We start from the raw sequence: 12,598 nt of genomic DNA, 5'->3' as shown, positions 1-12,598 counted from the left end.
TCTGCTTCCATTTGGCAGCAGGAGTGCCGTTCTTTTTAGTTTTATGGCTAAAGTCCTAAAATTTTCAGAAATTAAACCGAAGTAATTAATATGAAGAGAAACGATTATGTACTATATTGCTGGACGGGAGAGCGGAAAATGAAATTCACGAAGAGATTTTCAAGGAAATCACAAATGAAGTTCGGTGTTCGGGCCAAATTATTGGCAGGCTTTTTTTCGGTTTTAGCTTTGTTGGCGGTCGTGGCAATCATCACGAATTTTGAATTTAACAAGATGAATAGTCAGTATTCTTCGTCGATTGACGACCGGATGGAGAAGCTGAATTTGATTGTCGAAATGAAGGATGCCGTCATGCGGGAGCAGCTTGCGCTTCAAAAATACATGGCAAATAGTGATGGTGAAAGCCTGATCGAATTTGAAGGAGCGGTAGAGGACTTTGCTAAGAGCTCAAAGAAGTACTTGAGCACGACAAATTCCGCTGAGGGGAAGAAGATTGGAGAGAACTTTATCGCGGCTGAGGCGCAATATTATGATGTTGCTTCAGAAGCCTTTACATTAATTCGGGATGAACAAACGGTAAAGGTGCGGCTTTTGATGCAGCAAAAAGGGAATCAGCTGATTTTTGCCTTGAATTCCGCTGCCGAAGATGCGATTAAGTATCAGCAAGATGAATTGGATGCGACGAGTGAAAAGCTTTCCGGAAATGTTCAGAGGGTGGCCTTGCTCATCATTGGGCTAAGTGTAGCGGCATTTGTCATTGGAACTGTGATTGCTACTTATATTAGCAGAATGATCTCAAAGCCTGTCCAACTTGTATCCCAGGCAGCAAAGCAATTAGCTGGCGGTAATCTGGCTATCGAAAAAATCATTGTGAAGAATAGAGATGAAATCGGGCAATTGGCAACTGATTTCAATGAGATGGCAACAAATTTAAGGAATATCATTTTTCAGGTGAGCAGCACATCGGAGCAGGTTGCGGCATCAGCTGAAGAGATGATGGCTAGTGCGGACCAGACGAATTCTGCCACGAACCAGGTAGCGACAGCCATCCAGGAAGTCGCCGGAGGTGCAGAACTTCAAAGCAAGAATACGGAGGAAAGCGCGAAGGCAGTAGGGGAGATGGCGAGTGCCATCCAGCGTGTAGCAGTTACGACTTCCACTGTTGCAGAGTCTGCGGTTGATACAACGAAACAGGCAATGCTTGGCCATGATTCCCTGGAAAAAGTCATTGAAAAGATGAAAACGATCAACCATACAACAAGCGAGACCAATTCGGTCATCAAGGATCTGGACCGCAAATCGGCTGAAATCGGCAAAATCATTGAGGTCATCACCGGCATCGCCGATCAGACGAATTTACTGGCGCTCAACGCGGCCATTGAAGCAGCAAGAGCAGGCGAGCATGGTAAAGGGTTCGCCGTGGTGGCAGATGAAGTCAGGAAGCTGGCCGAGCTTTCAAGACAGTCTGCCAGCCAGATTTCCAGCTTGATTGAAGTCATTCAAAAAGAAACCCACCAGGTCGTCGAGATGATGAATAAAGGAACAGCTGAAATTTCCGAGGGAACAATATTGGTTGAGGATACAGGCAGGACATTTGATGAGATCTTAAAATCGATCGAGAAAGTCAGCTCGGAAGTCCAGGAGGTCTCCGCGATCTCCGAAGAAATGTCGGCAAGCGTCATGCAGGTGAATGCTTCGATTGAAGAGGTAACAAGAATCGCCCGAGGTTCTGTCGCAAGCACGGCAGAAATTGCATCCGCCACGGAAGAGCAGCTGGCTTCCATGGAAGAAGTGTCCTCGTCTTCCGCTTCACTCGCAAGGCTGGCAGAGAGCCTGAGGGAAATGGTTGCGAAATTCAGGGTTTAATAATATGTCTAGTGAGGAGCATGGGATTACAGATCTCATGCTTCTTTTTTCTAGTCAAGAAGTTCAGCTTCGAAAGGCAATTCATAGATCATCCAGCCTCCTTTACAGGTGTATTCGCCCAAGCCGAAACCGTGATAAATGCATATAAAGGTAGTGGATACAAAAAAAGAGAAGAGGGAGGTAAGCCGTATGTACGCATACAGACATCCTTATCGAATGCAGGACCAGAGGTGGGGCTTTGGATTACCATTTTTAGGTGGTTTGGCTGGTGGATTATTGGGTGGCGCTTTATTTTACCCGCGGCCGTTTTATGGTGGTTTTGGATACCCAGGATATCCGATGTACCCGTGCTGTGGACCTGGATTTTGGTACTAAAAAATAACCGAAAGGGAGCAAGCCGCCTGGCCTGCTCCCTTTTTATATAGGATTGATTTTCCTTTGCGAAGCCCAGCTCCAGCCCCCTAGCCCCTCGAGACACTTTCGTCGTGACCCAGCGCTTGTCGGGACTGACAAAGTAACTGCGCTTTTCTTATTAACCGATTTGCGCTTTTTTAACCCGGTGCTTGTCCATGAATTCTAGCGATAGTTCATTGAAATCATCGGCCTTTTCAATATTGCAGACATGTCCGCATTGTTCAAGGATGACTAGTTCCGAGCTTTTATCACTGCGAAGGTCCTCGGTTAATTCGTGGACAAACATATGGTCCTCGGCGCCAGATATATAGAGTTTCGGGACATCCACACTGTTTTCCTGGACCTTGCTGTAGGTGGCTCTGACATCACCGGCAAGTGGATACCATGCGAGGAAGTTCTTCCGCTTCATCTTGTAGGCCTCCTGGATGAAAAACCGCCGCGATTCCTTGTGGTTGTCCTTCGGCATCAGGATTAAGGCCAGAATGCGGTACAGCCACATAAAAGGGATGAAGCCCTTTATAAGTCCTGCCAATTTGATCAGTGATTTTGCAAACAGGTTAAGCCTGGTGATGGCCCCGCCAAGAACGGCGGACCTGACTCGCTCAGGACGTGTCTGCAGCAGATGGTGGACGATGATCGATCCCAATGAAATCCCGACAAAATGCGCCTTGCGAATCGAAAGATGGTCCAGGGTGTGCAGGATCTCCCGGACAATCACATCAAAAGAAAGCCTTTCATTATACGAATCAATGTCCGGTGATTTTCCATGGCCAGGCATATGGATCGCAACTATATGGTATTTTTTCAGGAAAGGTTTTAGCTGCTTGTAAAAAATGTTCGAGTTCCCGCCAATCCCGTGCAGCAGCACAATGTACTCCGAGCCGCGGCCCTTATATAACTTGTAATCCAGCATCCGATTCTCCTTAGTCGTCCTAGTTGTGTTCCTTCATGATACCCTTGATAGCGCTGTCAGTAAACGATTAAGGCAAAAATAATGGCAGGTACCATCTGGAAAGGATGATACCTGCCGTAAACGATTATTTCTTCTTGCCTTTTTGGTCTACTTTGATGACGACTGTTGTCAATGGATCAAGCGTCAACTTGTCTTTTGAGAGCTTGAATCCGGACTTTTTGGATACCGGGGTTTTACCGGCTTCGTCATTATCGACGAGGACCTTTCCTTTTGAGAAGTCAAGATCGCCTAGTGTCAATGTGCGTGCGTTAGTGTCAGCGTTAACGAATACGTAGTACGTTCCAGTGTTATCTGTAGACTCATTTTCGTATGCGATGACTAGGTCTGTCTCTTTGATCTCAGGCAAATCAAGCAATCTAACATTCTGGTCAACGAGATCCTTCTCGCCGAGGCGGAAAGCGTTCGTTGATTTTCTAAGCTCGATCAGTCCTTTCGTATAGGCTTGTGTTGTCGTGTTGACTGAGTATTCCTTTTTGTTTGTTGCCTTTTGCCAGTCAAACATATTGATGGCATCGGATGAATCATATGAATCGTGGATGAAATAGCCAAATGGATTTCCTTGTTCATCCGTCAATTCGTGATACTTCTGCTCAGGGACACCTTCACCTTTCCATTGCTTCGTTCTGCCATACTCCTGGCCTGCGTGCAGGAAAGCTGTTCCTTGTGACGTTAGAATCAAGGAGTTCCCAATTCGAATTCGTTTGTGAATTTCCAGCTCGTTTGCAGGTACAGCAGGATCCTTCTTGATCGATTGGGCAATGACATCGTGAAGCGGAAGGTTGTCATGCGCCGCAATGTACTGAACCATATCGCCTGGATCATCATCAGCTGTATTGCCTGGCTGTGCTTTGATATTGTTGAATATTGTTTTGATATCACGAGCTCCGCCTGTGATGAAACGTGGCTCACCTTCAGAACCGAAGCCTGATTTCAGCTCGTTACGGATTTCATCAGAGAAAACGCCGACATTATCCGTTTTATCCATCCAATCCTGATCTGCGCCCATGCCAGCTAAATCCGGCTCAGCAATGTGGCCTGCGAATGTTCTCCAGCCTTCGCCGATGAACAATGCATCAGGATTTACAGATGCAGCAGCATCGTAAGCGTTCTGGATGGAAGGATAGGTCGCATCACCCATCATGTCAAAACGCATGCCATCAATCTTGTACTCTTCAAACCAGTATTTCACTGAATCTACCATCAGCTTTTCAGCCATCTTGTGGCTTGTAGCCAGGTTGTTTCCGAAGCCGCCTAGGAAATTTCCTTGTGCGTCCTGGAACGCGTAGTAGTTAGGGACAATGTCATTCAGCTGGCTGGCTTTTGCCATATGAGTGTAGACCACGTCGAGAACGACACCCATTCCAGCATCATGGATTGCATCAATCATCTGTTTCAATTCTTTCACTCGCAATTCAGGGTCAGCTGCATCCTCTGAATAGGCGCCATCCGGAGAGAAATAACTGTGCGGGTCATAGCCCCAGTTGTACTCATTTCCGCCGGCAGAGTAATTTAGTTCCCTTTGACCCATCTTCGTTTCATCGCCATAATACCAAGCCATGACAGGAAGCAATTGGACATGTGTCACACCAAGTTTTTTTAGATAATCAAGCTTGTCTGTGAAGGCTTTATAAGAGCCCCACCTTGCATCTAAATCACCTTGAATCGAAGGATCAGATGTGAAGTCACGTACGTGCACTTCATAGATTACAGCATCTTCTCGCTTTTCATAGCCTTTGATTTTGGCATGATCAAAATCTTCAGGATCTGTGCTGCTCAGGTCAACAATAGCTGCCTTACCGACAGTATCCCCATCCGGGCCAGCTTCACCTTTTGTATTCACCGTGAATGCTGCCATCGATTTCGCGTAAGGATCAAGGACCTTATTTGTGACTCCGTTATTTGTCACTTCATACTGGTAAAAATAACCCCTAAGATCTTTTATCTTGAGGTCTTTAGGAGCTACTGTCACTGACCAGACACCTTTTTCGCCTTTTGTCAGTTCAATGCTGCCAATCTGCTCAGCTGCGTTGTCTTTATTGAAGAAGTTTGCGACTACCTTGCTTGCTTTTGGTGCCCATAGCTTCAAAGTTGCTCTGCCGTCTTTATAGGCAGCACCAAGATCATTGCCTTCATAAGCAAACATTTCGTCAAGCATTCTCCAGCTTGTAGAAGCCTTTACTGTTCTGCCTGAATACGTGACAGAAAGAGGAAGCTTTTCTAAATCGAAAGCTGCTTTAACTGTAACGGATTTGCCTTTGATTTCAACACTTTCAATTGAAACTGCTGCACCGCTGGCATCCTTGATTTCCAGTTTTGACTTCAGATCTTCGGCCGTCAATCCATCTGTCATCGTGAAGCCTAATAGAATCGTATCTTCAGAGATGACTTCAGCGGATGTAAGGCCTGTTGCCTGCTCCCAGTATGGAGATACATAGACATTGTCATCGCCTTGTTTTACCCATAAGTGGTTGTATCTGTCGAGAAGGTTGAAGGATTTGTCTCCGCCGTCCTTGTCGCCAGTTGCCTTGTTTAGGGTAATCATGCCAATTTTCTTAGCATTGTCTTTCAGCTTGATATCGACATACGCACCATAGCGGTCAGTTCCAGTGAAGGAAGCTGCGCCTGTTGGCCAGCCATCAGATGGTGCCACGACATCTTCCCAGTTCCATAAACCCCAGTTTTCATAATCAGCATTGTCACGTACATAGTGAACGCGGACGGTGTTTTCTGGCAGGTTGACTGGTTCATATGTGTATACCTTGTCATCGCCTTGCTTGATGAAAATTTCATTCATTTCAGGTGAATTGATTGTAAAGCTTTTGTCTCCGCCGTCTTTACCAGCATCACCTTTCGTTACATCCATCACGAGGAAGCCGATGTTCTTCGCGCCATCTTTTAGCTCCACGTCGATATAGGCGCCATAGCTGTCTGTTTTCTCAAACATGGTAGCTCCAGTCGGCCAGTTGGCAGAAGGGGAGGCTACATCGTTCCACAGCCATGCTCCATAGTTTGCATAGTTGTTGTCGTCACGCTTGTAGTGGATGCGGATGTGGTTGGATGGGATTGGTTCAACTGTGTTGCCATCACCATTGTCTTCTCCGTCGCCATTGCCATCTCCAGGAGTAATTGAACCATTTTCAACTGTGAGTAAAACAGTACCGCCATCTGCTTTAGATGGGATTGGCAGTGTTACTTTTCCACCTGTCGCAGTGTATGCCTTACCTGAATAGTGGTCTGTCACAACAGCGTCTGCTGAATCCACGGTCAATGTTACTTCTTTTGCTGCATCAGCAATATTCAATCCGATATAGGCTGCCTCATCACCATGCTTACGTGCAAAAAGGAGGTATTGATCGCTGTCTGAACCAGCAATTGTCGTACGTTCACCTTTTGCGAATACTTCAGAATGGTCGCCCCTGAAGTTCAAGATCTTCTTGTAGTGCTCGACGACATCATTGCCTTCCACCTGATCCCAGGCAAAGTCATAACGATTATCATATTCTGGATAGTTATTTTCACCACTCTGTCCAAGTTCTTCACCATAGTAAATGACCGGCTGGCCTTTAGCTGTTGCCTGCAGGGAAGCAGCAACCTTTAGTTTGCCTTCATCATTACCAGCATCAAAGAGGAATCCATTTTCATCATGGCTTCCCAGGAACTGGCCGAGTGTTGCAGTGTTATCAATTTTCGCGTTACGAGTGATTAACGCATCATTAGCAGCATTCAGGTTTCCGTTTACAAAAGAATGCGCAATATCGTTAAAGTCAAAATCAAGCAGGGAATCCATCATGCCTGATTCCAGGTAGCCATAATCATCGTTGGCGCTTGCACCCCAGGCTTCGCCAATCATCTTGTGCTTTGGCATTTTTTCAGTGATTGCATTCTTGAATGCCATCCATGTGGCATCTTCAACGTGTTTTACAGTGTCCACGCGGAAGTAGTCAATTGTGTTGCCTTTTGCTGTTTTCGCTTTTTCAATCCAGTCTGTCTGCCAGTCGATGATTTGCTGACGGACTGCAGGGTCTTCTGTTTTGAAGTCCGGAAGTCCGGAAAGTTCACCGCGTACTTCGTCTGATCCCACTTCTTCACTAGTACCCTGGCGAAGAAGATTGCTGAAATTGCTGCGTTCTTCATCGGTAGGATATCCGGCCGGCTTGTTTTCCACAGAACCATCAATATCTTTCAAACCATAACCAGAGTGGTTCAATACCACATCGACCATGATTTTAATCCCGCGTTCATGGGCAGAATCAATCAGGTTATGGAAATCTTCCATCGTACCGAAGTGAGGGTTTAACTCTCCAAAATTGCTTGCCCAATATCCGTGATATCCATAATAAGAAGGATCACCATCTTTGTAGCGGACATTGTGCTTAACGTTCTCAACAATCGGACTTATCCAGATTGTATTGACGCCAAGTTCATCGAGATAATCCAGCTTTTCGGTGATTCCTTTAAAATCGCCGCCTTGATAGGTTCCGCGATCAGTAGTGTCATAGTTTAACCCATAAGGATCATTATTTGAGGAATCTCCATCAAAGAATCTATCAGTCAGCATGAAGTAAATGATCGACTCGTCCCAGTCGAAATCATTTTCGCCGACAGATTGCCTTGTTTTTACCGTTACATTTGCAGTACCTGTATGCGGGTTGCCAAATGAATCGGTCACCGTTACAGGAATCGTCTTCGCACCAGCTGTTATGTTGTCATCGACTGCAATCGTTACTTCCATTAATGAAGGATCGATTGCAAGAGTCTTTGATCCGCCAAGTTCAGAAGCATCAGCCGTGATTTTACTGATCTCAACTCCATCTGTGATGCCCTCTACGTCAACTTTCAGCACAGCATTCTGGCTGTAATCAATTTCCGCTGGGTTGACAGAACCTGAAACAGTCAGGTCAGCGTTCGCATATGTGATTTCCGAAGATGGATTGTAAGGGTCGGTAACTTCGTTAGTGACGCCATCCTTTGTAACCAAATATGTGTATCCATGCGTTCCGGTTGGAATATTTTCATATGATACTGCAAATCTTTCATTCTCAGATTCATACGTCATTGGTAAAGTCTTGCCATCAATCTTCAAATCTACTTTTTCAATCGTGCCCATCTGATCAGTTGCAAATAGCTCTTTGTCGCGGTAAAAGAAAGTTGCATTTCCATCCGCAATCACAGGAGCGGATCCATCAGGCACAATGCGGATTTGCTCTACGCCGCTTGTAACGAACACTTTAGTAATCGAATCATTTTTGCTAACCTTGATAAAACGGTCTCCAAATTCCTTTTGTGCAGTATTCCAATCATAAGTACTGCGAAGCACGAAGCCCATTTCGGCAGTATTAGCGCCAACGGGGATATCCGCGACCGCTTTGCTGCCTTCCTTAGTTGCAAAATCAACCTGGCCATCCTGCACACCAGTATTCCAAGTCCAAATATTCCACTCACCAAAATTTTGATCTTCACGTACATAGGTAAAGCGGACTTTGCGATCGGTTGTTTCCGATGTTGTGGCAGTTCCTTCTGCGTTAGCCTGCTGTGCAGGCACAAAAGGAATCAACAAGCTCAACAGCATGATCGCTGTCATGAAAATTGAGAAACTGCGTTTGGTGCTTCTTCTCATCTGAATCCATTCCTCCCTAGATTGATTGATGCTGCTAAAATCGGTATTTCAACGTCCTCCTTTCAGGAATGCGCAATTTATGAAACCGTTTGCACAACCGGGTAAAAAATTTTAACTCCCTGAAAAATGCAAGCGTTTGCAATAATCTATCTTTTCCATTTTACAATAGAATTGCCTAACCAGCAATGGAAGGCCAACGTTCATCTGGCAAGCAAATAGTTCCAAAATCCTGCATGAATCGAGAGTTTTATAGGGAATATGATTTGGTTCATCAACAAATGTCATTGATTCGTCAAAAACCAGCACAGATTTTGTCGTCCAATATCTAATGAAATTAGAAAAATGAGTGAATAGAACTATATGATAACTGGAATTTGGATGGTATTTTCAAGTATTCTTAAGTAAATCTAGTATGAGAAAGAGGTATAGAGTGATGAATGACATAAATCTTCTTTTCCGGAAAAGGATTGGCTTGAATTCAAATGAACCCATAAAAATTAAAAATATTTCCCTTATCCTTGAGCTGACAGCATCTGCAATTCCGTTCGAAAACCTCTGCACGCTTTCAGGCAGCCTCGATGAATTGAATGAGGACAGCCTGGCGGATAAAATTCTCCACCGAAACGAAGGCGGACTTTGTTATGACCTTAACGGGATATTATATTTGTTTTTAAAAGAAAATGACCTTGATGTCCAACTGATCCGTGGGTCAGTATACGTTCCTGAACTTAAAGGCTTTAGTCCAACCGGCAGGACACACGCTGCGATTATTATGAACGATGGAGGCATGCGCTACTTAATCGATACAGGTTTTGGCGGTAATTTGCCGTTAAGGCCAGTTCCGCTTGATGGCTCAGAAATCATGACACCGACAGGGGAGTTCCGGGTAAAAAAAGCGCTAAGTGAATTTGGTGACTATTTTTTAGAAATGAAACTTAAGAATAAGGACACTGACTGGAGAACCGGATACGCTTTTGATTCCCGTGATCCGGTTGATAATGTAAGTGACTTATCCGAAATGAAAAAAATCATCACCGAACATCCACAGTCTCCCTTTAACAAGAAGCCACTGCTTACCAGGGTGAATGCTAACGGCAGTATGGTGTTAACAGAAACAAGTTTCACCCGCTGGAAGGATGGGCAGGTTGCGAAAGAAGAAATCGATGCGACCCAATTCAAGCAGCTTGCGAAGGAACATTATAATCTTGATGTAAAATGAAACCTTCTGATAGTGTAAACCGTTAATATAGTATCAAAAATGACAGGTGGATGGTTGAGGATGGATACACGGGATTATTTATTGCAGGAATTAAATGAAATCGAAAAGTGGGAGAAGGACCAGAAGGGTTTGTGGTTTTGGGAGAAGCTGACCAGGCTTCCGTTCAAGATGCTTGACCGTTTCACGCCAAAGTTCATCCAGGAGAAGGTCGGGCTCCTGCTTGATGAGATGGGGAGTTACATCCAAACTGGCGGCCAGTATTTGACCAGCGAAAAATCGATCTTTCATTACATTGAGAAAAAGACAGGCAGGAGAGTCAACAAGCTATCCGACCTTGAGACCGTACCAGTAGAGGAAATGAAAAAAGCCTCTCTGGCCCTTGGCGAGCAGCGGAAAAAGGCTGCAACGATCCAGGGAGCCAGCACAGGAATAGGCGGGATTTTCACCCTTGCGATCGATATTCCCGCCGTTCTGGCCCTGTCGCTAAAAACACTGCAGGACATTGCGATTATTCATGGGTTTGATCCAAATGACAAGAAGGAAAGGGTCTTTATCATAAAATGCCTGCAGTTCTCCTCCGCCGATGTGGTGGGGAAACAGGCAATCCTGAATGAACTGACCGATTTCAACAATGAAAACAAATCGCGTGAAGTTATTTCCCAACTGCAGGGCTGGCGTGAAGTGACCCTGACCTACACAGAATCGTTCGGCTGGAAAAAACTGCTCCAGATGGTCCCGGTGGCCGGAATTGTGTTTGGCGCCTTCGCCAATCGGTCGATGGTCAGCGACCTTGCCGAGACCGGGACGATGCTTTATCAGAAGCGGCGGATTTTGGAGAGACTTTCTGATTTAGAAAGCCATGAAATGGATTTATAAGGATAAATCTTGTAAATCATCTTAAGGTGAATACAAAAGAAACTTAATACGATTATTTATAAGGTGATTATAGTCAAGGCTCGGTTAATGTCCATTGTTTTTTTACACCTGTTGATTGTAGTGGAAGGCGTGTAGGCTCCTCCGAAAATGCTACGCATTCCCATCATCGTGCGTGGGCAGGTTCAAGGAAGCAAATTCAATGTCTTGCGGGAGCAGCTGGTCAGGTGAGACCCCGCAAGAGCAAAGCGCTGAGGAGGCTCAGCGCCGGCCCCGCGGAAAGCGAAGCACCTGGAACGAAAATCAACAGCCTTATTTAACAGAGCCATAGTTAAATATGCCATTAACAAAAACGCTCGGTGCTTTTTAGCTTTGAGTGTTTTTCTGTCCTATTTTCTGACAACTAAAGATTCATTCATTGTGTTCTTACTTTAAAACCGAATCTATTACTTATTTATGAAGAGTTCTTAATTGCTAATAAACTGGGAATTTGTTAAATTATCTAAAGGTTCCAATTTATGTAAGATGGGATAGGAGGCAGGGACTGGTATGTCACAAATTAGAATAAATCTTGAGGCTACAAGGAATTATTGTATTCATTTAACCATGATCCAATCAAGGATATGTAAAGGTTCTAATGGTATATCGTCCATTCAACCAAGTATTGATCATAGAATTTCAGCCCGGAATAACATACATGCCAGACTGGCTCAAGCTTCTCGAACCTATGAGCAAATCGGGCTTAAACTGGAAAGAATGGAAAGGTTTATTGAGCAATCTGTGGATACTTACAGTAATGCAGAAAATTACTTGAATCGATTAGCCTCTTCCAAAAAAACGGCAAATGTTGTAAAGGGTTCAGGATTTGCTTTTGCAGCCCCATCATCTGCTTCTATGAAAAATGCGCATAAATGGAAACATAAAGATACGGAAATGAAAGAGTCCTTCCTGGGGATGACTGATTTCGATGGTTTGGCACCATTTGATGGAACCAATCTGATCGGTACTTTGCTTGATGCAGGTGTTGCTTTCAACGTAGGGTATAAAGTGTTAAGAGGCTTTGAGATCATCAGGGATTCTAAAGGCAAGGTAAAAATGAAAGACGGACAGCCAATCCAAAGAAAGAAGGATCCCAAGGGAAGGAAGCGTGTGAAATATAAGATATATGATGAATCCTATATAAAGTCCCAGGCAAGCAGAGGCAATTACATAGATGCTGCAAGCTATTCGAAGAATTTTAGAGTTGCAGCAGGGGCAGCAGTGAAAGACAAGTTGGGATGGGTGAGTGTAGGTATTGATGTAGTTTCAGATACCAAGGAAAATCTTGCTAATAACGCTTCGAATAGTAAAATGGCGGGCGATATCATAGGGAATGTTGCAGTAGGTGCGGGAGCCATAGTTGTGGGCGGACTGGCAGTGGCGGCTTTGCCAGTAGGTGCAGGCGCCCTGACCATTGCAGCAGTCGGTCTCGGGGTATCTGTTGGGGTTACTTATGTTACAGAAGGAATCAAGTGGAATGTGGATCTGGATAAGGATGGCGAAGACGACAGTATAAAAGATACCGTTAAGACAGGTCTTGGCAAGGGAATCGATACAGTAGCAGGATGGTTCAAGTAGTCTATTCTTAAGGAGAACG

Annotated in this window: 7 protein-coding genes and 1 pseudogene; 6 read left to right on the top strand and 2 right to left on the bottom strand. The window is 44.8% G+C overall.

The window, feature by feature from the left end; translation table 11 throughout:
- Positions 1 to 90 precede the first annotated feature (90 nt).
- The 3 genes and pseudogenes from J7E38_RS24510 to J7E38_RS23970 form a co-directional block, all read left to right on the top strand.
- Positions 91 to 924, top strand: a pseudogene (locus J7E38_RS24510) (MCP four helix bundle domain-containing protein); the annotation flags it as partial.
- The gene (locus J7E38_RS24505; RefSeq protein WP_483297182.1) at positions 919 to 1,866 is read left to right on the top strand and encodes a methyl-accepting chemotaxis protein; all 948 of its coding nucleotides are present in this window, start codon (positions 919 to 921) and stop codon (positions 1,864 to 1,866) included. The pseudogene J7E38_RS24510 and the gene J7E38_RS24505, both read left to right, overlap by 6 nt.
- 189 nt (positions 1,867 to 2,055) lie before the next feature.
- Entirely contained in the window at positions 2,056 to 2,241 is a 186-nt protein-coding gene (locus J7E38_RS23970) for a hypothetical protein (RefSeq protein ID WP_251030370.1), read from the top strand.
- Between the two features lie 157 nt (positions 2,242 to 2,398).
- Here the strand turns inward: J7E38_RS23970 and J7E38_RS16640 are convergent, their stop codons facing one another.
- Together J7E38_RS16640 and J7E38_RS16635 are read right to left on the bottom strand one after the other, a co-directional pair.
- Entirely contained in the window at positions 2,399 to 3,193 is a 795-nt protein-coding gene (locus tag J7E38_RS16640; RefSeq protein ID WP_214705109.1) for an alpha/beta fold hydrolase, read from the bottom strand.
- Between the two features lie 124 nt (positions 3,194 to 3,317).
- Positions 3,318 to 8,870 carry a pullulanase gene (locus J7E38_RS16635; protein ID WP_214705110.1) on the bottom strand — a complete coding sequence of 1,851 codons (5,553 nt, stop codon included), beginning with the start codon at positions 8,868 to 8,870 and terminating at the stop codon, positions 3,318 to 3,320.
- A gap of 433 nt (positions 8,871 to 9,303) precedes the next feature.
- Between J7E38_RS16635 and J7E38_RS16630 the strand changes: the two genes are divergently transcribed.
- The 3 genes from J7E38_RS16630 to J7E38_RS23965 all read left to right on the top strand — a co-directional run bounded on the left by J7E38_RS16630 (position 9,304) and on the right by J7E38_RS23965 (position 12,579).
- The gene (locus tag J7E38_RS16630) at positions 9,304 to 10,089 is read left to right on the top strand and encodes an arylamine N-acetyltransferase family protein (RefSeq protein WP_215038737.1); all 786 of its coding nucleotides are present in this window, start codon (positions 9,304 to 9,306) and stop codon (positions 10,087 to 10,089) included.
- A gap of 54 nt (positions 10,090 to 10,143) precedes the next feature.
- The gene (locus tag J7E38_RS16625) at positions 10,144 to 10,965 is read left to right on the top strand and encodes an EcsC family protein (protein ID WP_251030369.1); all 822 of its coding nucleotides are present in this window, start codon (positions 10,144 to 10,146) and stop codon (positions 10,963 to 10,965) included.
- A gap of 546 nt (positions 10,966 to 11,511) precedes the next feature.
- Positions 11,512 to 12,579, top strand: a complete 1,068-nt coding sequence (locus J7E38_RS23965) for a hypothetical protein (RefSeq protein WP_214705113.1) — start codon at positions 11,512 to 11,514, stop codon at positions 12,577 to 12,579.
- The last annotated feature ends 19 nt before the right edge of the window (positions 12,580 to 12,598 follow it).

This window comes from Bacillus sp. ISL-35, from assembly GCF_018613355.1.
Classification (GTDB): domain Bacteria; phylum Bacillota; class Bacilli; order Bacillales; family Cytobacillaceae; genus Mesobacillus.
Note: the sequence above shows the minus strand (reverse complement) of the source record. Positions and strands in the feature narration are given on the sequence as shown.